Origin of the sequence: Pumilibacter muris, assembly GCF_943193045.1 — a bacterium.
In the GTDB taxonomy this organism is placed as follows: Bacteria; Bacillota; Clostridia; order Christensenellales; family Pumilibacteraceae; genus Pumilibacter; species Pumilibacter muris.
Genome location: NZ_CALPCN010000001.1, coordinates 96,299 through 117,266 on the forward strand (window position 1 = coordinate 96,299; position 20,968 = coordinate 117,266).

The 20,968-nt window shown below is 47.9% G+C and carries 22 protein-coding genes; 18 read left to right on the forward strand and 4 right to left on the reverse strand.

Features of this window, described 5'->3' with window-relative positions:
* Nucleotides 1–33 precede the first annotated feature (33 nt).
* Entirely contained in the window at nt 34–1,725 is a 1,692-nt protein-coding gene (locus tag NFR62_RS00635) for a M3 family oligoendopeptidase (RefSeq protein ID WP_251612168.1), read from the reverse strand.
* 124 nt (nt 1,726–1,849) lie between these two features.
* On the opposite strand from NFR62_RS00635, the gene NFR62_RS00640 reads away from it, so the two are divergent.
* Complete coding sequence (locus tag NFR62_RS00640; protein WP_251612169.1) at nt 1,850–2,671, forward strand: polysaccharide deacetylase family protein; 822 nt, start codon at nt 1,850–1,852, stop codon at nt 2,669–2,671.
* A 69-nt stretch (nt 2,672–2,740) separates the two neighbouring features.
* Here the strand turns inward: NFR62_RS00640 and NFR62_RS00645 are convergent, their stop codons facing one another.
* On the reverse strand, nt 2,741–3,292 hold the full coding sequence (locus NFR62_RS00645; RefSeq protein ID WP_251612170.1) for an inorganic diphosphatase: 552 nt from the start codon (nt 3,290–3,292) through the stop codon (nt 2,741–2,743).
* Nucleotides 3,293–3,358: 66 nt separating this feature from the next.
* Here NFR62_RS00645 and NFR62_RS10125 point away from each other — a divergent pair, with 66 nt between their 5' ends.
* Entirely contained in the window at nt 3,359–3,490 is a 132-nt protein-coding gene (locus NFR62_RS10125; protein ID WP_275556868.1) for a hypothetical protein, read from the forward strand.
* 8 nt (nt 3,491–3,498) lie between these two features.
* Here NFR62_RS10125 and cls read toward each other — a convergent pair whose 3' ends face one another.
* On the reverse strand, nt 3,499–5,031 hold the full coding sequence (gene cls / locus NFR62_RS00650) for a cardiolipin synthase (RefSeq protein WP_251612171.1): 1,533 nt from the start codon (nt 5,029–5,031) through the stop codon (nt 3,499–3,501).
* A 147-nt stretch (nt 5,032–5,178) separates the two neighbouring features.
* Here cls and NFR62_RS00655 point away from each other — a divergent pair, with 147 nt between their 5' ends.
* On the forward strand, nt 5,179–5,511 hold the full coding sequence (locus tag NFR62_RS00655; protein WP_251612172.1) for a hypothetical protein: 333 nt from the start codon (nt 5,179–5,181) through the stop codon (nt 5,509–5,511).
* A 1-nt stretch (nt 5,512) separates the two neighbouring features.
* Here the strand turns inward: NFR62_RS00655 and NFR62_RS00660 are convergent, their stop codons facing one another.
* Nucleotides 5,513–6,292, reverse strand: a complete 780-nt coding sequence (locus tag NFR62_RS00660) for a hypothetical protein (RefSeq protein WP_251612173.1) — start codon at nt 6,290–6,292, stop codon at nt 5,513–5,515.
* A gap of 55 nt (nt 6,293–6,347) precedes the next feature.
* Between NFR62_RS00660 and NFR62_RS00665 the strand changes: the two genes are divergently transcribed.
* The 15 genes from NFR62_RS00665 to guaB all read left to right on the forward strand — a co-directional run bounded on the left by NFR62_RS00665 (nt 6,348) and on the right by guaB (nt 20,891).
* Nucleotides 6,348–7,352 (forward strand): L-threonylcarbamoyladenylate synthase, encoded by a 1,005-nt coding sequence (locus NFR62_RS00665; RefSeq protein WP_251612175.1) that lies wholly within the window; start codon nt 6,348–6,350, stop codon nt 7,350–7,352.
* A gap of 29 nt (nt 7,353–7,381) precedes the next feature.
* Nucleotides 7,382–7,867 (forward strand): arsenate reductase/protein-tyrosine-phosphatase family protein, encoded by a 486-nt coding sequence (locus NFR62_RS00670; protein WP_251612176.1) that lies wholly within the window; start codon nt 7,382–7,384, stop codon nt 7,865–7,867.
* A 115-nt stretch (nt 7,868–7,982) separates the two neighbouring features.
* Nucleotides 7,983–8,423 (forward strand): ribose 5-phosphate isomerase B, encoded by a 441-nt coding sequence (rpiB, locus tag NFR62_RS00675; protein WP_275556869.1) that lies wholly within the window; start codon nt 7,983–7,985, stop codon nt 8,421–8,423.
* A gap of 33 nt (nt 8,424–8,456) precedes the next feature.
* Entirely contained in the window at nt 8,457–8,777 is a 321-nt protein-coding gene (locus NFR62_RS00680) for a hypothetical protein (RefSeq protein ID WP_251612178.1), read from the forward strand.
* A 7-nt stretch (nt 8,778–8,784) separates the two neighbouring features.
* A complete protein-coding gene (locus tag NFR62_RS00685; RefSeq protein ID WP_251612179.1) occupies nt 8,785–10,761 on the forward strand; it encodes a V-type ATP synthase subunit I in 1,977 nt (658 codons plus the stop codon).
* A gap of 77 nt (nt 10,762–10,838) precedes the next feature.
* Nucleotides 10,839–11,318, forward strand: coding sequence for a V-type ATP synthase subunit K (locus tag NFR62_RS00690; protein WP_251612180.1), 480 nt, complete (start codon nt 10,839–10,841; stop codon nt 11,316–11,318).
* 17 nt (nt 11,319–11,335) lie between these two features.
* On the forward strand, nt 11,336–11,941 hold the full coding sequence (locus NFR62_RS00695) for a V-type ATP synthase subunit E (RefSeq protein WP_251612181.1): 606 nt from the start codon (nt 11,336–11,338) through the stop codon (nt 11,939–11,941).
* 30 nt (nt 11,942–11,971) lie between these two features.
* Nucleotides 11,972–12,934, forward strand: coding sequence for a V0D/AC39 family V-type ATPase subunit (locus NFR62_RS00700; protein ID WP_251612182.1), 963 nt, complete (start codon nt 11,972–11,974; stop codon nt 12,932–12,934).
* A gap of 16 nt (nt 12,935–12,950) precedes the next feature.
* Complete coding sequence (locus NFR62_RS00705) at nt 12,951–13,277, forward strand: V-type ATP synthase subunit F (protein WP_251612183.1); 327 nt, start codon at nt 12,951–12,953, stop codon at nt 13,275–13,277.
* Nucleotides 13,278–13,329: 52 nt separating this feature from the next.
* Nucleotides 13,330–15,093, forward strand: coding sequence for a V-type ATP synthase subunit A (locus tag NFR62_RS00710; RefSeq protein ID WP_251612184.1), 1,764 nt, complete (start codon nt 13,330–13,332; stop codon nt 15,091–15,093).
* A 61-nt stretch (nt 15,094–15,154) separates the two neighbouring features.
* The gene (locus NFR62_RS00715; RefSeq protein ID WP_251612185.1) at nt 15,155–16,534 is read left to right on the forward strand and encodes a V-type ATP synthase subunit B; all 1,380 of its coding nucleotides are present in this window, start codon (nt 15,155–15,157) and stop codon (nt 16,532–16,534) included.
* A complete protein-coding gene (locus NFR62_RS00720; protein ID WP_251612186.1) occupies nt 16,535–17,164 on the forward strand; it encodes a V-type ATP synthase subunit D in 630 nt (209 codons plus the stop codon).
* Nucleotides 17,165–17,263: 99 nt separating this feature from the next.
* Nucleotides 17,264–17,947 carry a hypothetical protein gene (locus NFR62_RS00725; protein ID WP_251612187.1) on the forward strand — a complete coding sequence of 228 codons (684 nt, stop codon included), beginning with the start codon at nt 17,264–17,266 and terminating at the stop codon, nt 17,945–17,947.
* Nucleotides 17,948–18,210: 263 nt separating this feature from the next.
* Nucleotides 18,211–19,398 (forward strand): hypothetical protein, encoded by a 1,188-nt coding sequence (locus tag NFR62_RS00730; RefSeq protein WP_251612188.1) that lies wholly within the window; start codon nt 18,211–18,213, stop codon nt 19,396–19,398.
* A 38-nt stretch (nt 19,399–19,436) separates the two neighbouring features.
* The gene (guaB, locus tag NFR62_RS00735) at nt 19,437–20,891 is read left to right on the forward strand and encodes an IMP dehydrogenase (RefSeq protein ID WP_251612189.1); all 1,455 of its coding nucleotides are present in this window, start codon (nt 19,437–19,439) and stop codon (nt 20,889–20,891) included.
* The last annotated feature ends 77 nt before the right edge of the window (nt 20,892–20,968 follow it).

The window sequence follows — 20,968 nt, forward strand, 5'->3', positions numbered from 1 at the left end:
CCTCTTTGCAGTTATGCTTTTTGTCGTGCTCGACTATTGTTTTTTCAGCTCGTCGAGCGCTTTTTCCACGTTGTCGGCAAGCTTTTTAAGAGCGCCGTTTTCAAAAGGCGACGATAGCCCCGCATTTGTGATAAGACGGGGGAATTCTTCGGTAGCGCCGGAACGGACGAACCCGAGATACGAATTAAAAGCTTTGCCGTAGTCTTCGCGGCTTTTTAAATAGAATTGAAGCGCTACGCTTTGAGCAAGACAGTAGTCTATATAGTAGAACGGCGTTTCGTATATGTGCATCTGATATTGCCAACGGGTACCGTTTTCAAGGTAGGGAATACCGCTTGCGGTAAGAAACGGTCTGAACTCGGCTTCGAGTTCGTTCCAAAGCTTATTGCGCTCTGCGGGCGTCATTTCGGGCTTGGAATAAACTATTTCTTGAAAGTAGTCTACGATGGTGCCGTAAGGAATAAAGTTTACGGCTTCGAAAAGATGAGCGTATTTGTAATCTTGCGCGCGATTTCCGAAAAACTTGTTCATGTATTTGTAGCATAAAAATTCCATGCTCATGGAGTGCGTTTCGGCAGTTTCCATTCCCAGCCCCAAGTCGGGGTCGTGGTTGAGTTTAAACGACATATAGGCGGCGAAAGCGTGTCCCGCTTCGTGGGTTAAAACGTCAACGTCGCCGCTTGTGCCGTTGAAGTTCGCAAGTATGAACGGCTGTTTGAAATCTATAAACGAATCCATATAGCCGCCGCCCCATTTGCCTTCGCGGGGAAACACGTCGAACGCTTCCGTTTCGAGCATCATATCAAAAAATTCGCCGGTGTCTTTGCCCATGTCGCGGTACATTTCTTTTCCCGCCTCGAACATTGCTTGCGCGTCTATTGACGGAGTGGGGTTTCCGTCGAGAAAATAAGTGTCGTTATCGTACAACATGAATTTTTCTATGCCGAGCGATTTTTGCAATTCTTTTTTAAGTTTCGTAACTGCGGGCACAACGTCGCGGCGCACGTTTTCGCGGAAAGCGCGAATCATGTCGCGGTTATAAGAAATGCGCCCCAAAAGATTGTCGCCGAGTTGCACGAAATTTTCATAGCCGAGCACTTGCGCCGTTTTTGTGCGGACTTTAACCAAGCGGTCGAAAATGTCGTCGAGCTTGTCTCCTATTGAAGAGAGCGTTTTGCCGAGCGCTTGATAAGCTTTTTCGCGCACTTCGCGTTTTTGTGCCGACATGTGCTTTTTTAATGCGGAAAGAGGCATTTTTTCGCCGTCGAACTCGAAAAGCGTTTCCGCCATAAGTTTTGTGTATTCGGTTACGATTTTGTTTTCTTCCACTTTAAACGGAATAGCTTCGTCGCTTGCGCATTTCACGCTTAGCGCGTATTGCTTAATAATTAAGGGGTGAACGAATTTTTCCGCTTCTTTAAGGTGCGGACTGTTTAAAAACGCTTTTTGAAATTTAACGAACTCGGCGCTTATTTTGGGTAACGCTTCGTCGTAGTAATCTTTTTCACCCGAATAGAATTCGTCGCGCGTGTTAAGCGTAAAGCGGGTGTAAGAGAGCGAAAACATTGTGTGGCAATGAAATATGCTTTTTAAGCATTCGCTTCTCAGAGCCGCAAGTTCTTCGCCGCTTTTCGCGTTTGTCGCTTTTTCGGCGCAATTTCGTATTACCGAAATCACGTCTTCGCATTTTACTCTTTCATAAGGAAGTTCGCTTACTTTTCGCATGGCAGTTCTCCGAATTTTTTTATAGACTTATTATACTCTTATGCGCGCCGATAGTCAAGCGCGAAACTTCGTTTACGGCGCGGAAAACCGAATAAGTAACAGAGTTAAAAACTATACTAACCGCATGAGAAAAATATTTTGTGCCGTCGTCGCGGCTTTTTTGTGCTGTTGCGGCTTTTCGTATGCTCCTTCGGGAGGCAACGCGAGGAACGTTCCCGTTATAATGTATCATTCGGTGTGCAAAACAAACGTCGGCGAATTTGTGATTTCTCCCGATTCGCTTCGCGCCGATTTCGAATATCTTAAAAAGAACGGCTACACTTCGGTGTGGGTGCGCGACATAATAGCTTTTTGCGAGGGAAAAGGGGATTTGCCGCCTAAGCCCGTTGTGTTGTCGTTCGACGACGGTTTTTACAACAATGCTTTCTATGCCGAAAAAATAGCGGCGGAATGCGGAATGAAAATAACTATGAGCATTGTCGGTTCGTATGTGCAAAGTGAAGAGGGGCAGAAAAAGCGCAGCCCCGTATATTCGTATTTGAACGCAGCCGATTTGGCTCGGCTTTACGGCGGCGGGCGGGTGGAATTTTGCAATCACACTTACGATATGCACAAATCGTCTCCGCGAAAAGGATTGCGCAGAAAACGCGGCGAAACGTATTCCGACTATGAGCGCGCGATAAAGTCGGACAGCGAAAAATGCCGCGCTTTGGTGCAAAGCGCGTGCGGATACAGAATGAACGTTTTCGCGTATCCGTTCGGGTGTTACAGTAAGGAAACGCAAAAAATACTTTCGGATATGGGTTACAAAGCGATACTGACGTGTAAAGGCGGCATAAACGTGTTTAAAAAAGGAAGTTCCGACGGATTATACGATATAATGCGATATAACCGACACGGAAAAGCCGACACGAAAGAGTTTTTTAAAAAGATAAAGGTATTGTAAAATTATTTCAGTTTCGGGTTCTGCGCAAATAGCTATTGCGCTCGTGATTTTTATCTTATAGGGGGATGTTCATTTTTTCATGAATTCGATTTTTTGCCCGTATTTTTTCTTGTAATTTTCTATACAAGCGCTTATTATTTTAAGCGCCGCCGCACGGTCGGCAACTTCGTCTACTGCCGTTTGCTTGTTTTCGAGTTGTTTATACACCGAAAAGAAATGGCGCATTTCTTCGAATATATGAGCGGGCAGTTCGGTTATGTCTTTATAATTGTTGTAGGTGGGGTCGCTGTACGGTATGGCAATAATTTTTTCGTCGCTTGCTCCGTTATCGAGCATAGTTATAACGCCTACGGGATAGCACCTTACCATACTTAACGGTTCCAAACTTTCGCTACACAGCACGAGCACGTCGAGCGGGTCTCCGTCGTCGGAAAGAGTGCGGGGAATGAGTCCGTAGTTTGCGGGGTAGTGAGTCGAGGTGTAAAGAATACGGTCGAGAATCAAAAGCCCCGTTTCTTTGTCGAGCTCGTATTTTTGCTTGTAACCTTTGGGAATTTCTATAACTCCTATAAAATCTTCGGGGGATATTCTTTTTGGGTTGATGTCGTGCCAAATGTTCATATATGTAACTCCTTATAAAAATATAATTTTGTTTGTTTGCGCATTCTATCGTAGGGAGGTAAAACTATGCCTGAAAAGACCGAAAATATTTTGAAGTGTCCCGAATGCGACCCTTTCGGAAGTTATACGGGAGTGGTTACCGACGAATACGGCAACCCTGTTTTCGAGGAGCCCGTTCAAGATGCCGACGATTTGTAATTCGCGGCTCACATGAGAGGGGCGAACAGCCGCAATACCGAGCGCGCAAGCTTCGTTAAAGCGGTTACGTCGGAAGCTTCTTCGTAGGTGATTTGCTTGCATTTGTCGAGCGTGTCGAGGTAATCTTTTTTCACGTCGGCTATTGCGGGCACGCCGTACATAAAGGCGCCGCACTCGTAATGCAGATAAAAAGAGCGGTAATCGAGGTTGCACGTTCCAACAAAAGCTATGCTGTCGTCGCAAACGGCGCTTTTGGCGTGAACAAAACCGGGCAAATATTCGTATATTTTAACGCCCGCTTTCAGTAAAACGGGGTAAAACGAACGCGACATTATAAACACGATTTTTTTGTCGGGTATGTGCGGCATGGTTATTCTTACGTCTACGCCGCTTTCGGCGGCAAGGCAAAGAGCGGTAACGAACTCATTGTCGGGCACAAGGTAAGGGGTGTTTAAGTAAACGTATTTGTCGGCGTTGTGAATAATAGTCATTAGCCCTTTTTCTATGGGCTGAACGTTTTTCGCGGGGTCTGACGAAACGGGCTGAACAAAGCCTTCGCAGGTTTTAGCGGAAAGCTGCGGCAAAAATTCGTCGGCGGGAGAATTTTCTTTTTCGAGGAATTGCCAAAAGTGCAAGAACATTATTGTAAACGATTGAGCCGCTTCGCCGTCTAATTTTATGGCGGTGTCTTTCCAATGCCCGAATTTGTCTATTTCGTTTATATATTCGTCGGCGAGGTTTGCGCCGCCCGTGTAGGCAACGGAGCCGTCTATAACCGTTATTTTGCGGTGCGTGCGGTTGTTCATGCGGATATTGAAAGTGGGTTTTATTTTGTTGAAAACGTGCGTTTTAACTCCCATCGCGTTCAGTTTTTTGGCGTAGCCTGCGGGAAGAGTAAACAGGCAACCCATATCGTCGTATATCAGACGCACGTCAACTCCTGCGGCGGCTTTGGCGCAAAGAATATCGAGTATGCCGTTCCAACATTTGCCGCGCTCAATAATAAAATATTCCATAAATATATAGCGTTCGGCTTTTTCGAGGTCGGCTTTCAACGCGTCTACGAATTTTTCGCCGAGCGGATAATAAGTTACGTCGGTTGCTCCGTAAAGAGGCTCGCCGCTTTGCGCGAACAACAGTTCGCTAAGTTTTCGCGCGTCGTCCGTTAAAAGAGGCAAGTTGCTTTTTGTGCGTTCTCTCGCGTCCGAATAATATTCTCGGCTCTTTTTTTCGCTTTCTTCGAAACGTTTGCGAGCCTGCCGTTTTAGCCTTGCGGTTCTGCCGAAGCTTATATACATCATGCCGCCGAAAAGCGGCACCAAAAGCAAAGGAATGACCCACGCGAGTTTATAGCCCGGATTAGCTTCTTTTCCGAGAATAAAAAGGCATACGAAAACGCTAAGTAAACTGAACGCGGCGTATACCCACGCCGAAATAGACGTGAGAACAAGCAAAAGCACTACTGTGAAGGCAATTTGCAGTAAAAAGAAGAAAGCGGTAACCGCTATTTTGTTCGTAAGTATTTTGAAAAGTTTTTTCATTGAGATAATTATAACATTCAAATTCCGCAAAAGCAAGCTTTTGCGAAAAAACTCGGCAGCTTAATTTTTTTTAAGGAACAATTTTCCAATATTAAATAGTTTTTCTAAATTGTTGCATAATTTGACGCGATTTGTTATAATAGCGGTATGAACAGAAACAGAGTAAGGCGTGTTCTCGCAATTATAGCGCTTGTGTTTATGGTTATCGCGTCGGTTACGTTGGTGATTGTGTTTATCAATCCTAATTATTTGCACGGCGCGTTCGGATATATGGCGCTTATATCTTTTTTGCTTGGCGTCGGTTTTTTCGTTATAGTTAAATTCGTGCTGAAAGAAGCGGACGCGACGCCCGAATATTTGCCCTCGTCGGACAATGACGACGAGAGCGACGACGGAGCGGAAGCCGCCGACAATACCGAAGAGCAACATAACGACGATAGGCGAGAGAAAAGCGAATCGGAAAACAGTTCTTCCGATTGAGCTATCTTCGTTTTGCTTTACGTTTGCGTTCGTTCGGTTTAAAACGGCAAAATATTGCAACCACAACCGAAATAGACGCGATTATAACGTACAGCGCGGAATAAGGCACGAACCTTGCCCAAAGCAGGAGCACGATAGACGAAAAAAGAAACTTGCGGGCGTTTTCTTTTTTCAGAGCGCCTGCGGCAAGTGCTCCGAATTTGCGTTTTTGCGGTTCGAGTTTCATTGTTTCGGTTGGCGCGCAGCCGAGCCGCTCGAAAAAGTCGTATACTTTTTCGAAATCCCAAATTTCGGCTGTCGGCTCCGCCAAAAGTCTCGCTGTTTCGGCGGCGTCGGATTCCGCTCCGTATGCCGAAAGTATAACGAGTTTGCGCGCGCCGAGTTTCGCGGCGGCGGAATAACGTTCGGCAAGAGTTGCGGCGCCTATTTTTTCGGGAACAAGCCTTACTGCGAACGCCGTTTTGCCGGCTAAAACGAATCCGTTTTTCTCCGAAGGAATAGCTCGGTTGGAGATAGCCCGCACGGTAAACGCCTGAGCGTATTCGGGCGGCGAAAACAAAAACTTGTTCATAAGTTCGCGGAGTTTTCGCTTTTTAACCGACGGAGCCTTTCGCCTTTCGGCAAGCCGACCTGTGAAAAATGTGAGGGCTACTGCCGCAGTTAGCGACGAAAGAAGTATTGCCGACGTCTTGCGCGTAAAATATCCCGCTATAACCGAGCAGAGTAAAAACAGCGCCGCTGCGGTTAACAAAGTGTCTATAACTGTTGAAAACTTTTTCATAACGTAATTATCGACAGCGCGGGCGGGTTTCAAACTAAGGAAAAGGTTTAAGAAAATGAGAACGGTAATTCTCGACTCAAAAGAAGAAAATATTGTTAGATGCGCCGAACATATTGCAAACGGCGGCGTTGTGGCGTTTCCTACCGAAACGGTTTACGGGCTTGGCGCCGACGCTTTTAATCCCGACGCGGTTAGAGAAATTTTCCGCGTTAAAGGACGCCCGTCCGACAATCCGCTTATAGTTCACGTCCATTCTGTTCGCGGGGTGCGCGAGGTTGCCGAAATTGTTCCGCCTCTTGCCGAAAAGCTAATGTCGGAGTTTATGCCGGGCGCTCTTACGCTTGTGCTCAAAAAAAAGAAAGATTTGCCCGATTGCGTTACCGCCGGGCTAAATACCGTAGGCGTGCGTATGCCGAGCAATCCCGTATGCCGCGAGTTTTTGCGGGCGTGCAACGTTCCCGTATGCGCTCCGAGCGCTAATACGAGCACAAAGCCGTCGCCTACATGCGCGCGGCATGTGTACGATGATTTATACGGTAAAATACCGTTTATTCTCGACGGCGGCGAGTGCGAAATAGGACTCGAATCAACTATTCTCGACGTTAGCGGCGCGTCTCCGCGTTTGCTCAGAGCGGGCGGAATATCGTTACAAGCGCTCGAAAAAGCGTGCGGTCGCAATATAGAAGTTGTCGGGGGGAGCACTGTGGCGCTATGTCCCGGCATGAAATACAAACATTATTCGCCCAAAGCGGAGGTGTTGTTTTCGGCATATTACGGCGGCATGAGCGAACGGATTGACGAAGTGTACGACACTCTTGTTTTGTCGGGAAAGCGCCCCGTTATTTTATGCGCGGATTTTAACGCGAAAAAATACGGAGAACGGAAAAAATACGAAATGGGAGCCGATTACGAAGCTTACGCCCGTTCGCTGTTCGCCTCTTTGCGTAGAGCCGATGCCGACGGTTACGACACCGTTCTTGCCGAAGGCGTGCCGAGCGACGGAATAGGCGCCGCGATTATCAATCGTTTGGTAAAGTCGAGCGGCGGTAAAATAATTTGATTTGAAGCGGAGGAGGTTTTGTTACAGCTATGGCAAAAAAGCGAGTAGAAAGCAAACCTAAGAAAAAAATAGTCTTCGTATGCACGGGCAACACTTGCCGCAGTCCTATGGCGGAATTTCTTTTTCGATATATTTTGAGCAAAAAGCGCAAACTTTCTTTATACGACGTTTCGAGCGCGGGGCTATCGGCAGACGAGGGCTCGCCGATAACCGAGAACGCGGCGCTCGCTCTTAAAAAGCTCGGAGTTTCAGTTAGAAAAAAACATTTTTCAAAGCAGCTTACCGAAAAAGCGGCGCAAGAAGCCGACTTAATAGTTTGCATGACGGCGGCGCATGCTTCGGCGCTTAGGCAATTCGGCGCAAAGGTTAAATCGGTGGGCGAACTTACGGGCGGACCCGACGTGCCCGACCCCTACGGCGGCGATTTAAACGTTTATATTAAAACCGCCGAATATCTTATGTATGCGTGCGAAGACGTTTTTGCCGCCGCGCAAGCTTTAAGCGATTGCGAATAGTTTGCAAGCCGTTTTAAAATTTCACATAAAAGGGTTGCTAAAATCTTGCAAAAACGCGTTCGATATGATACAATTTAATTGTACGCAGAGATAATAAAGGAGTATGCTTAAACGTATGATAGCCATAGGATGCGACCACGCGGCACTCGAACTTAAAAAAGAAATTGTTACCCGTTTGGAATCGCGCGGAGTTAAAATCAAAGATTACGGCTGTTATACGAGCGAGGCTGTGGATTATCCCGTGTATGCGCGCAAAGTGGCGGAAGCTGTGGCAAGCGGCGAATGCGAGAAAGGCATACTTATTTGCGGCACGGGAATAGGAATGAGTATTGCCGCGAACAAAGTGAAAGGTATTCGTTGCGCGCTTTGCGGCGACACTTTTTCGGCAAGAGCAACGCGGCAACACAACGACGCGAACATTCTCGCTCTCGGCGAACGGGTTGTGGGCAAAGGGCTTGCGCTCGACATAGTTGACGTGTTTTTGAACACCGAGTTTTCAGGCGAAGAGCGGCATGTGCGCAGAATAGGATTGATAGAACGGCAAAACGAAAAATAAGCTTTGTTTATGGGCAGGGGTGTTTAACCGAAAATGATAGAAGAAGTTTTAAACGAAATAAATGCCGCCGAAGAAAGAGCGGCGCAAATTCTTGCCGAAGCGAGACAGTCGGCAAGAGATATAGCGCTTTCGATAGTTTCGGAGTCGGAAGCGGTGCGCGCGGAGTTCTCGGAAGAAACGAAGCGACTTGTTAAACAAATTACGGATACCGCGCAAGCGGATGCGGTAAAAGCAGCCGCCGCTTCGGCGAAAGAAGCGGAACTTGCCGCGCAAGCTCTTGTGAGAAACGCTGAAAAAAACGTTCGCTCGGTAGGCGAATGGCTTGCCGAACAGCTTATTAAAGGAAAGGCGTAGGCGGGATATGGCTATTGCTAAAATGAGCCGATTGCGCCTTGTGGGGCTTAAATCGGACAAAAACAGAATAATGAACGAGCTTGTGCGAAGCGGTTCGTTCGAAGCTACTTCGGCTACGGTAAACGGAGAAACGCCATCGGAGCGCACTCATCTTGACAGAGTTCTTGCGCGTCAAGCGAAAGTTTCGTTCGCCGTGAATTATTTAACTTCTTGCGCCGACGAATATCTTGCTTTGAAAAAAGCGAACGACGCCGCAGTTAAAAAGGGGAAAGCCGAGCCTATCGCGTCGGCGTCGGTAGAAAAGAAAAAGCAGGGCGGCAGACGTATAATAGGATACGACGATTTTTACGACGTAGCCGCAAAAGAATACGAACTCGTTGCGGTTTGCGACGAGTTGGAAAAATTGAATTTTGCGCGTCTCGAATATAAATCGCACATTCAAAAGAGCCGCAACAGATTGCGCGGCGTAGTTCCATACGTCGGTTTTCCGCTCAAATTATCGGCTATAGCCGACGGCGCCGCAGTGTCGGTGATTTTGGCGTATTCTTCTTCGCCGTCAGTTCCCGATTTCGGAGACGTTCCCGTTTTCTACGAAACTTATCCGTCGGAATCGGGCACTCTTTTGGGCATAGTTTCCCGTGTGTGCGACAAAGAAAAAGTGTCGGCTGTGCTTTCGGGCGCGAAATATGTTTTGTGCCCTTTGCGCGACGACGTTACTGCGGCGGAACTGTGCAAAACGGTGAAAGCCGAAATCAAAGAATATGAAGAAAAAGATACTGCGGAGCTGTACCGCGCGCTCGACTATTACAAATATCTTTCCGACTTGAAAGTGTTGTACGACGTTATAGGGCAAGACGTTGAAAAATCGGAAGCGGAACTTGAATTTGTGTCTACTGCCAACACTTTCGTAGCCGAAGGTTGGCTTCCGTCCGACCGCGCCGAAAAAGTTATAGCGCGCATAAAGAGCAAAACCGAAAGAATTATAGCCGAGCTTTCAGAACCGAAAGAGGGCGACGTGCCGCCCACTCTTGTTGTAAGCAAGAAAATCGTGGAGCCGTATGAAGATATTACTAATATGTACAGCGTGCCCGCTTACCGCGAAATCGACCCCAACCCGTTTATGGCGGTGTTCTTTTTCCTGTTTTTCGGCATAATGATAGGCGACGCGGGATACGGGCTTGTTTTGAGCGTGGGCGGATTTATTATTTTAAAGTGCGTTCGGCTTGAAAAAGGCACCGCGCGAATGATTGCGTTGTTTGCTATGGGCGGCATATCCGCAGTGGTGTGGGGGCTTTTATTCGGCGGGGTGTTTGCCGTAAGTTCCGTTCCCGCGCTGTGGTTTAACCCTATGGAAGAGCCGCTTATGATGCTCGGAGTGTCAATAGCGCTCGGCGCGGTTCAACTTCTTGCGGGTTACGCTCTTCATTCGGCGAAAATGTTCCGTAACGGAAAACCGCTCGACGCAGTGTTCGACAGTTTGTTTATATTCGTTTTGTTCGGCGGGCTTGCTTGCATAGCGCTTGATATGCTTATAAAACCGAATGCGCCGCTTACCACAGTTGGGCTTGCGCTGATTATAGTTTCGCTTGTGGGAATTTTGTGTACTGCGGGACGCCATAATAAAGGCGTGGTTTCCAAAATAATGGGCGGCTTTTCGGGGCTTTACGGGCTTGTGAATTTGTTGAGCGACCTTCTTAGCTACGCGCGACTTTTCGGGCTCGGGCTTGCGAGCGGCGCGATAGGGCTTGCTTTCAACACGCTCGGCAGTCTGTTTTTCACCATGCCCGTTCCCGTGTTGGGATACGTTATAGGGTTTATAATTTTAATACCGTTGCATGCGTTCAATTTGGGAATAGGCGTTTTGGGCGCTTACGTTCACAACGCGCGTCTGCAATTTTTGGAGTTTTACGGCAAGTTCTACGAGGGCGACGGCAGAATGTTCAGCCCTATGGGAGAAAAAACGAAATACGTTCGCTTCGGATAAGCGGAAAAAACAGTTTAATTTAGGCACGGGAGTGTCGGTTAAATAAAAGTAAAAACATTTAAAGGAGAAACGGAAAAATGACAGGTATAGTTTGGGCATTGTTGGGCGCGGCAATCGCCGTAGTGCTTTCGGGCATAGGCTCGGCTGTGGGCGTGGGACGCGCGGGACAGGCGTCGGCGGGGCTTCTCAGCAAAGACCCCACTAAATTCGGCAGCGTGCTTTTATTGCAACTTTTGCCGGCGACGCAAGGCTTATACGGATTCGTTATAGGCTTTATGGTATTTATTCAAACGGGCATTATGGGAAGCGCTGTTGTGCTCACAAAAGAGGCGGGACTCGCTTATTTCATGCTTTGCTTGCCTATCGCGCTTGTAGGGCTCGGGTCCGCAATCATGCAGAGCGCGGTTGCAATCGGCGGCATAAATCTTGTAGGAAAGCAAGATAAGCAAATGGGTCATGCCATGACAATGGCTGTTCTCGTTGAAATATTCGCTATTTTTGCGTTCATTATATCGTTCTTGGGCGTTATGATGATAGGCAAATATTTCGGATTATAATTAGCGGAAAGCGTTTTTTGCATAAGGTTATGGGCATAGGAATGGAAGGAAAGGAAGCTATTATAGCGGAAATTATAAGCAAGGCGGAGCGAGCGGCGGCGGGTCTTATTTCCGACGCGAAAGCGGAACGCGACGCGGCGCTTGAAAAAGTGAGGGCTGAAGAAGCTCGAAAAAGAGAGGAAGCGTTAACGGATGCTCGTTCTGCCGCCGCCGAAATTGCATCGCGCGCAAAAACTCTTTCGAGCCTCGAAGCGCGCAAAACCGAGCTTGCGGCAAAACAACGTGTGCTCAACGCGGCGTTCGAAGAAGCCTCGAAAAAAATTCTTAACATGACCGACCATATTTACCGCGAGTTTATAGGCGGTTTTATAGAGAAATACGCCGACGACGGCGACAGCGTTATAGTGGCGGAACGCGACAAAAAACGACTGCACGCCGAATGGCTCAAATCATTAGGCGACAAATGCGGCAAGAGGCTTTCTCTTTCGGAAAAGACGCACGGCGGCAACGGCGGAATTATTTTGTCGGGAAAAACGAGCGACAAAAACTTGACGCTCGAAACTATGTTTGCGTCGCTCCGCGACACCGCGCTTACAAACGCGGCAAAACGGCTTTTTAAATAAAGGCGCGAAAAGGACTGTACGGGTTAGGAAATGGTAACGAAAATTTACGCAAACGCCGTAGCTAAATATAACGAAGGTAAGCTGCTCGACGCGGAAAAAATACGCCGCTTGCTCGATGCGGAATTTTCCGACGCCGTGAAAATGCTTTGCGATTACGGTTACGGCGGCGGTACGGTTGACGCGAAAAGCTACGATATAGACGCGTTCATATCTTCGGAAACCGCCGCGCTTATAGACTACGTTTTTTCTTCGTCGCCGAACGTTTACCTCTCGCGGGTGCTCACAAACAGGTTTTTATACGGAAATGCGAAAGCTTATTACAAGGCGCGCGTTTCAGGCAAACCGCTTTCTTTCGCGGTTTACGATATGGCGGACGGAGAAATTCGGGCGGGTATAGAACGCGGCGAATATGCGGCGTTGCCTAAGTTTATGGCGGAAGCGTTAGATAGGCTCGACACCGAATTTGCGGACGCTAAGCCCGACCCTAAACTTATAGACGCTCGTTTAACAGAAGCCATGTACGCCGACAATTTGTTTTGCGCTAAAAAGTCTAAAAGCAAATCGTTGCGCGAATTTGTGCGCGGAGAAATAGATTTAACGAACGTTCTTTCCGCGCTCAGAGCTCGCGCTCTGAAAGTGAGCGAAGCCGCGCTCGGCAACTTATTTCTTTCGGGCGGCGAGATTTCTTTCGATTGTGTCGTTGATATTTACCGTTCGGAAAATCCGCTTTCCGTCGTGTCGGAAACCCGATACGGATTTATAGCCGACGGAAGCGATACCGTCGATTTGCCGTTGCTCGAAGCGCGAACCGACGATTTTCTTTCGAATATATGGCAACCTCACGCCGAAGACATGTTGTCGTTTTCGCCGTTCGTCAGTTATTTTATAGAGCAACTGAACGAGTATAAAACGGTTAAAACGATTTTAACGTGTATTAAAAACAACGCGCGCGGAGAAATTGCTTCGCGTCTGAGAACTTTCGGCAAAATATAGGAGGCACACCGCAGCAATGGTTAAAAACGGAAAAATCGCGGTTATAGGCGATAAAGACAGCGTGCTCGCGTTTAAAGCTGTGGGCGTGGAAACGTTTTGTTCCAACGGTATGTTCGAAACAAACGATTTGCTCAAAAAGCTCAAAGACGGATACGCCGTTATATTTATAACCGAAGAACTTGCGGAGCAGGTTGAGGAAACTTTGAACAAGCTTAAATCGCGCGCGTATCCTGCGGTTATTCCCATACCGGGAAGTTTGGGCACCAACGGCTTCGGACTTAAAGGAATAAAGCGAGACGTTGAAAAGGCGATAGGCGCCGATATTTTATTCGACGAACGATAGTTTTTTAAATGGTTGTTACCTTAAAAGGTGCGCATGTGCGCGGAGGCAGAGAATGGAAGGTAGAATAGTTAAGGTTTCGGGTCCGCTCATTGTGGCGGAAAACATGCAGGACGTGAAAATGTACGACGTTGTTCGCGTAAGCTCCGAGCGTCTTATAGGCGAAGTAATAGAGTTGCGCGGCGATAAGGCGTCTATTCAAGTATACGAGGAAACGAGCATGTTAGGACCGGGCGAGGCGGTTGTTTCAACCAACGCCCCTCTTTCGGTTGAACTCGGACCCGGTCTTATAGAAGGAATTTTCGACGGCATACAGCGCCCTTTGAACGAGCTTGTTAAAAAGAGCGGCGACCGCATAGGTCGAGGCATAGAGGTTAGCGCGCTCAGCCACACTAAGAAATGGAATTTCGTTGCTAAGAAAAAGGCAGGCGATTTAGTTGCGGGCGGCGATATTATAGGAGTGGTGCAAGAAAACGCGGTTGTGGAGCACCGCATTATGGTGCCCGTAGGCGTCGAGGGAAAAATTACCGCGATTTTCGACGGCGAAAAAACTGTTGACGACGTTGTGGCTACGGTTGTAGACAAGTCGGGAAAGGAGCGCTCGGTTACTATGCTGCAAAAGTGGCCTGTGCGCATAGGCAGACCTTACCGCGAGAAAATGGCTCCCACGCAACCTATGATTACGGGGCAGCGAGTTATAGACACGCTTTTTCCGATAGCTAAAGGCGGCGTTGCGGCTGTTCCCGGTCCGTTCGGAAGCGGCAAAACGGTGGTTCAGCATCAGCTTGCCAAATGGGCTGACGCCGATATAATCGTGTATGTTGGTTGCGGCGAGCGCGGCAACGAAATGACCGACGTTTTAAACGAGTTTCCTCATCTTACCGACCCGAAAACGGGACAGCCGCTTATGAAGCGCACGGTGCTTATTGCCAACACTTCGGATATGCCGGTTGCGGCGCGTGAGGCGAGCATATACACAGGCATAACAATCGCGGAATATTTCCGCGACATGGGATATAACGTTGCGATAATGGCAGATTCTACTTCGCGTTGGGCGGAAGCATTGCGCGAAATGAGCGGCCGACTTGAAGAAATGCCGGGCGAAGAAGGATACCCGGCGTATCTTAGCAGTAGACTGGCCGAGTTTTACGAACGCGCGGGCATAGTCAAGCTTTTGGGAAGCGAAGAGCGCGTAGGTTCGGTTACGGCAATAGGCGCGGTTTCGCCTCCGGGCGGCGATATGTCGGAGCCCGTAAGTCAGGCAACTTTGCGAATAGTTAAAGTATTTTGGGGGCTTAGCGCTTCGCTTGCGTCAAAACGTCATTTCCCCGCGATAGACTGGCTCACAAGCTATTCTCTTTACGGCGACAGGCTCTCGGGGTGGTATACCGAACATGTTGCGCCCGATTGCAATTCATACCGAGCGGCGGCTATGCGCATTTTGCAGGAAGAAGCTCAGCTCGATGAAATTGTGCGCCTTGTGGGTATGGACGCGCTTTCTCCGCGCGACCGCCTTACTATGGAAGCCGCAAAGTCGGTGCGCGAAGATTACTTGCATCAAAACGCTTTCCATGAAACGGATACTTATTCGTCTATGGAAAAGCAATATAAAATGCTTAAATTGATAATAGATTACTACCGTTTCGGAATAGAGGCGCTTGAAAAATCCGCGTCGCTCGACGACATACTTTCTATCCCCGCGCGCGACAAAATAGGAAGAAGCAAATATGTTCCCGAAGCCGAACTTGCGTCCGTAGACGCAATTTCCGCCGACATGAAAGCGCAGCTCGGAGAACTGAAAGAAAGCGACGGATTTTAATTTTTATTTGAGTACAAAGGGTTTAGTTGCGAAACAACGTAAGTTTTAGGAGTCGGAAAAAATGCAAAAAGAATACCGCACAATCAAAGAGGTGGTCGGGCCGCTTATGCTCGTTGAAAACGTTGAAAACGTTAAATACAACGAGCTTGTGGAAATCGAACAGGCAAACGGGGAAGTGCGTCAGGGCAAGGTGCTCGAAATAAACCGCGACCGCGCGCTCGTTCAGTTGTTCGAAGCGAGTCAAGGACTTAAAATTTCGTCATCTAAGGCGCGATTTTTGGGTAAAAGCATAGAGCTTAAAGTTTCGCCCGACATGCTCGGAAGAGTGTTCGACGGAATGGGGCACCCAAAAGACGGCGGACCCGAAATTATCCCCGAAAAGAGTGTGGATATAAACGGCTCGCCTATAAATCCGTCGGCGCGCGATTATCCCGACGAATTTATTCAAACGGGAATTTCGGCAATCGACGGTTTGAACACGCTTGTGCGCGGGCAAAAGTTACCCGTGTTTTCGGTGAGCGGATTGCCTCATGCAAACCTTGCCGCGCAGATAGCGCGTCAGGCGAAAGTTCTCGGCACCGACAGCAAGTTTGCCGTAGTATTCGCTGCAATGGGCATAACCTACGAGGAAGCGGATTTCTTTATATCCGACTTTAAAAAGACGGGCGCAATAGACCGCACCGTGTTGTTTATGAACCTTGCCAACGACCCCGCGATAGAGAGAATAGCCACGCCTCGAATGGCTCTTTCTGCGGCGGAATATTTGGCGTTCGAACTCGGAATGCACGTTCTCGTTATTATGACGGATATAACAAACTATGCCGAAGCCATGCGCGAAGTTAGCGCGGCGAGAAAAGAGGTTCCCGGAAGGCGAGGCTATCCCGGATATTTATATACCGACCTTGCTTCCATATACGAGCGTGCGGGCAAAATACGCGGCAAGGAGGGCTCCATAACGCAAATACCTATTCTTACCATGCCCGAAGACGATAAAACCCACCCAATACCCGACCTTACGGGATATATAACCGAAGGGCAGATTATTCTTTCGCGCGAGCTTTACAAAAAAGGTTTTAATCCGCCTATCGACGTGTTGCCGTCTTTGAGCCGTTTAAAGGATAAAGGCATAGGTAAGGGAAAAACGCGCGAAGACCACGCCGACACCATGAACCAGCTTTTCGCGGCTTACGCGCGCGGCAAAGAGGCAAAAGAATTGAGCGCTATTTTGGGCGACGCGGCGCTTACGGAAGTAGACAAAAAGTATGCGAAGTTCGCCGAAGAATTCGAACGCAGATATATATCGCAAGGTTTCGACTGCAACCGCGACATAGAGGAAACGCTTTCTATAGGTTGGGAACTTCTTTCCATATTGCCTAAAAACGAACTCAAACGAATTAAAGACGAATATTTGGAAAAATACTTGCCCGAGAGGAAAGCGTAAATGGCGAGACTTGCGGTTAATCCCACGCGCATGGAACTTAGGCGCCTTAAAACGCGCCTTAAAACGGCTACGCGCGGGCATAAGCTTTTAAAAGACAAGTCGGACGAAATGGTGCGTCGTTTTATGGAAATGGTGCGCCTGAATAAATCGCTCCGAGAGGAAATAGAGGGAGAGGTGGCGGAAGCGCTTCGCAGCTTTATGTTGGCTCGCGCCGTTTCTTCCGCCGAAGACATAGAACAAGCTCTTTCCATGCCTAAGGTTGAAGTTATGCTCGAGGCGGGCACCAAGAACATTATGGGCGTAGACGTGCCCGACGTGAAAATTACCATGCCCACGCCCGAAGATTTGTTGCCGTATACGTTTGCGGGCACTCCGAGCGACCTCGATTCCGCCGTTATAAAAATATCGACGCTCACCGAAAAATTGCTGCGGCTTGCCGAAGTGGAAAAAACGTGCAATATGCTTGCAGATGAAATCGAGAAGAACCGCCGCAGGGTGAACGCTCTCGAATACGTTATGATTCCGCAACTCAACGAGACTATAAAATACATTCTTATGAAACTTGACGAAAACGAGCGCGGAAACCTTACGAGACTTATGAAAGTTAAGTCTATGATGCAGGAAAATTAAATACTTTCGTTGCGAATTCCGTAATAACGAAAAATCACTCATATTTTGTCGAAAAGCCCCGTATATATTTTGTAGCGAATATTACGGGGTGATTTTTTTATGAAAGCACTGTTAAAAAGGTCGTGCGTTTTAGCGCTCATGTTGTTGGTTGCGTTAGGTGCGTTTTGCGGTTGCGCAAGTTCGCAACTCGAAAAAAACATGGATAACGTTTCGGAATTACGCGAGCATTTATTTGCCGCCGAAAGCGCGGATTATAAACTTACCGCAATATCCGGCATACGCGAAGAACCTTACGAGCTCGACGGCGTAAGTTCGTCTAAACGCGATTTCACCGTTTTAACCGTTACGCCCGTAGTGTTTTCGGCGGATAAAACTTACAGATATAAAACCGAAATAAACGGCACGACTTACGAGGGCGACCTTTTGCCGCATCCGTTCGCGCAATCGTTGTCGGCGGATATTCCCGCAACGGCAACGAGCGATTTCGCGGTTACGATTATATGCGGCGGAGAGCAGTCGTTCGAGCTGAAAAATTCGGTGCAAGGCGAGTTGATAGGCGCCGAAAAAGCGTTCGATATAGCGCTTGACAAACTTAAAAACGAACTGAAAAAGTTCCGCTCGAAAGGAAAGCTTCACGCCGAAATATATGTGCGCCTTATGGAAAATCCGATAGACGGCAACGGCGGCTATTTTTGGTACGTTTCTTTTGTGGGCGAAGACAAAGTTACCGTCGCCGTACTTTTGCGAGGCGATACCGGCGCGGTTGCGGCAACGCGAATTTAACCGCCGTTTGTGAAAAGTTGCAAAAAGCGCGAAAAATCGTTTAAAAACGATTTGCAAATTATAAGTTTTGTGATATAATTAGGAGTAATACGAGTAATAGAGGTAGTTTCCTTTTGTCGTTTGACTCCCAAACCGATATTAAGAACGAACAAAACGAACAACGGGTCAACATATTCGCGGTAGCGGTACGTTCGGCCTTTTGGACAGTGGTTGCGGGCGTGTTGTTGTGCGCGTGTTTTTTGTCGTTTTTCCCGTATACCGCTATGAAGTTTTATGCAAAACTCGATTTGAAAGAAATGGCGTTTGCAAGCGCCGAAAAATATATTGCCCGCAACGCGAGCGATTACAGCGCGGAAATCGGACGAGTGCCGTCCGGTTTCGGAAAATATGCCGACGCGCTTTATTATGCCGCCAACGCTTCGATTTATTTTTTGAACGATGCCGTGAGCGAAAAGGGCGGGGCGTCGGAAGACGCGGTGTATTACGCTAAAAAAGTGAATAAGTACGCAAACGAATATATTTATTGGAACGACCTTTCGCTACTCGGCGAAGAAAATTCGTTTAGAAATAGAACGAAAAAAATAGACGACTACAATTTGTTGCATACTGCTCCGCGTATGCGTCCGCATGTGTACAGTTACACCGATTATCTTAACACGGCGCTTTTTAAATCGTGGTACGTTTTGGCAAAAGACGAAAAGGCGCGTTCTGTTGAAACGAGCGCATCTTTGGAAAAAATGACTACGAGGCTAAGTACGGTAACCACTCGTTGGAACGAAATAGAGGACTGGACGAAAGAAAACGAAAACACCGTTGCGGACGTGTTCTTGTTGTTCGGTCAACTCTCGACGTATATCGACGCCGAACTTTACGAACTCGGACTTTATAAAGATATTGCCGCAAATCCAAACGGACTGTTGCATATCGACGAAAACGAAATCGGCAATTTTTCTCGCAGAGCGCTTTTATCCGGCAAGGACAAGCCGTTCGATTTGTTTTTAGAGGACGACGTACGCAATGCCGGCAATAGCAAAGAAAGCATATTCACCGTTTGGTACGATTTTATAAACGACAATTATTCGAAGTTTGTTGAGCTTGTTAAATCGCTTACAATGAACGGAAACAAATATATTCCGAGTTCGGCGGAAGCTACTGCCGACGTAACCCATGCCGCCACTCAACAACTTAAATATACTTATTATGTTAAAACGCTGTCGGATTTTTCGCGTTCCATGCATAATATGACGGCGGTGTTCTCTGGCAACAGGCGTTATTTCGACGAAAAAGTGCAAACCGATTTGCAACAGAGTTTTGAAGATTGGCAGAATAATATGTTTGTCAGAGACGTGCGCAACAGCGCTAATTTGAGTTCTTGCCGTATTTTCGAATGGTACGAATGGGGAATGTTAAACGATTATTTAAGCTATTTCAGAGCGCCCGCCAACGCGTAATAAAAACGAAAGATATTTTTAAGGAGACCTAATAATATATGAACAGAATCGTTAAAGAAGGACTTACGTTCGACGACGTTTTGTTGATTCCTGCGGAATCGCACGTTTTACCGAGCGAGGTGAATTTAAGCACCAAACTCACCGATAAAATAACGTTGAATATTCCGCTTCTCAGCGCCGCTATGGATACCGTGACAGAATCGCGCCTTGCCATTGCAATCGCGCGCGAAGGCGGCATGGGAATAGTACATAAAAATATGAGTATCGACGAGCAAGCCGAGCATATCGACAGGGTTAAGCGAAGCGAGCACGGCGTTATAACCGACCCTTTCTTTTTGGAACCCGATAATCTTGTGTCGGACGCGCTCGCGCTTATGAACAAATACCGCATATCCGGCGTTCCCATTACGAGCGGCGGTAAGCTTGTGGGTATTCTCACCAACCGCGACTTGCGTTTCGAAACGAACTATGCTCAGCCTATTAAAAACGTTATGACCAAAGAAAATCTTGTTACGGCGCCCGTAGGCACAACGCTTGACGAAGCGCAAAAGATTCTCGGCAAGCACCGCATAGAAAAGCTTCCGATTGTTGATAAGAACGGAGTGTTGAAAGGTTTGATTACCATTAAAGATATTGAAAAGGCTATTCAATATCCGAACTCCGCAAAAGACAAAAACGGCAGACTTCTTGTAGGCGCGGCAATAAGCGGCAGCAAAGATTGCCTTGACCGCGCGCAAGCGCTTGTAGACGCGAAAGTAGACTGCATAGTGCTCGATTCCGCTCACGGACATAACGTTAATATTATGAATTCCGTAGAAAAAGTAAAAAGCAAGTTCCCCGAAATCTGTTTGGTGGCTGGCAACGTAGCTACGGCGGAAGCCGCAGACGCGCTCTTTAAACGCGGCGCCGACGTGGTTAAAGTGGGAATAGGTCCCGGCTCGATTTGCACTACCCGCGTTGTTGCGGGCATAGGCGTGCCGCAAGTAACCGCAATCATGGATTGCTCGGAGGCGGCGGATAAGCACGGTAAAAAGATTATTGCCGACGGCGGCATTAAGTATAGCGGCGACATTACGAAAGCCATTGCCGCAGGCGCCAACGCCGTTATGATAGGCAGTTTGTTTGCGGGTACCGCCGAAAGTCCGGGCGAACTCGAAATTTATCAAGGGCGCAACTTTAAAACGTATCGCGGTATGGGTAGTTTGGGAGCTATGGCGCACGGTAGCAAAGACCGTTATTTTCAAGAGGGCGCCGGCAAACTTGTTCCCGAAGGCGTTGAAGGGCGCGTTCCGTATCGCGGGCCGCTCAGCGACAGCGTGTTCCAACTTATGGGCGGGCTTCGTTCGGGCATGGGCTACTGCGGTCAGCCGGATATAGAGTCGCTCCGCACAAAAGCGCGTTTTGTGAAAATTACGGGCGCGTCGCTTGTGGAAAGCCACCCTCACGATATTTCCATAACAAAAGAAAGCCCTAACTACAGCCCTAAAAATTAAATGCGCCAAAAAGCGTTTATTCGATTTGTCGGCGCAAAATCATGTATTTCGGGCGATTGAAGTGGAATATATTGCGC

Coding starts and splice junctions, on each gene's coding strand:
- rpiB (WP_275556869.1), top strand. CDS start 7,983: ATGATAGCCATAGGATGCGACCACGCGGCACTCGAACTTAAAAAAGAA.
- NFR62_RS00640 (WP_251612169.1), top strand. CDS start 1,850: ATGAGAAAAATATTTTGTGCCGTCGTCGCGGCTTTTTTGTGCTGTTGC.
- NFR62_RS00635 (WP_251612168.1), bottom strand. CDS start 1,725: ATGCGAAAAGTAAGCGAACTTCCTTATGAAAGAGTAAAATGCGAAGAC.
- NFR62_RS00660 (WP_251612173.1), bottom strand. CDS start 6,292: ATGAAAAAGTTTTCAACAGTTATAGACACTTTGTTAACCGCAGCGGCG.
- NFR62_RS00690 (WP_251612180.1), top strand. CDS start 10,839: ATGACAGGTATAGTTTGGGCATTGTTGGGCGCGGCAATCGCCGTAGTG.
- guaB (WP_251612189.1), top strand. CDS start 19,437: ATGAACAGAATCGTTAAAGAAGGACTTACGTTCGACGACGTTTTGTTG.
- NFR62_RS00725 (WP_251612187.1), top strand. CDS start 17,264: ATGAAAGCACTGTTAAAAAGGTCGTGCGTTTTAGCGCTCATGTTGTTG.
- NFR62_RS00670 (WP_251612176.1), top strand. CDS start 7,382: ATGGCAAAAAAGCGAGTAGAAAGCAAACCTAAGAAAAAAATAGTCTTC.
- NFR62_RS00715 (WP_251612185.1), top strand. CDS start 15,155: ATGCAAAAAGAATACCGCACAATCAAAGAGGTGGTCGGGCCGCTTATG.
- NFR62_RS00685 (WP_251612179.1), top strand. CDS start 8,785: ATGGCTATTGCTAAAATGAGCCGATTGCGCCTTGTGGGGCTTAAATCG.
- NFR62_RS00665 (WP_251612175.1), top strand. CDS start 6,348: ATGAGAACGGTAATTCTCGACTCAAAAGAAGAAAATATTGTTAGATGC.
- NFR62_RS00730 (WP_251612188.1), top strand. CDS start 18,211: ATGAAGTTTTATGCAAAACTCGATTTGAAAGAAATGGCGTTTGCAAGC.
- NFR62_RS00720 (WP_251612186.1), top strand. CDS start 16,535: ATGGCGAGACTTGCGGTTAATCCCACGCGCATGGAACTTAGGCGCCTT.
- NFR62_RS00710 (WP_251612184.1), top strand. CDS start 13,330: ATGGAAGGTAGAATAGTTAAGGTTTCGGGTCCGCTCATTGTGGCGGAA.
- cls (WP_251612171.1), bottom strand. CDS start 5,031: ATGAAAAAACTTTTCAAAATACTTACGAACAAAATAGCGGTTACCGCT.
- NFR62_RS00645 (WP_251612170.1), bottom strand. CDS start 3,292: ATGAACATTTGGCACGACATCAACCCAAAAAGAATATCCCCCGAAGAT.
- NFR62_RS00655 (WP_251612172.1), top strand. CDS start 5,179: ATGAACAGAAACAGAGTAAGGCGTGTTCTCGCAATTATAGCGCTTGTG.
- NFR62_RS00680 (WP_251612178.1), top strand. CDS start 8,457: ATGATAGAAGAAGTTTTAAACGAAATAAATGCCGCCGAAGAAAGAGCG.
- NFR62_RS00705 (WP_251612183.1), top strand. CDS start 12,951: ATGGTTAAAAACGGAAAAATCGCGGTTATAGGCGATAAAGACAGCGTG.
- NFR62_RS00700 (WP_251612182.1), top strand. CDS start 11,972: ATGGTAACGAAAATTTACGCAAACGCCGTAGCTAAATATAACGAAGGT.
- NFR62_RS10125 (WP_275556868.1), top strand. CDS start 3,359: ATGCCTGAAAAGACCGAAAATATTTTGAAGTGTCCCGAATGCGACCCT.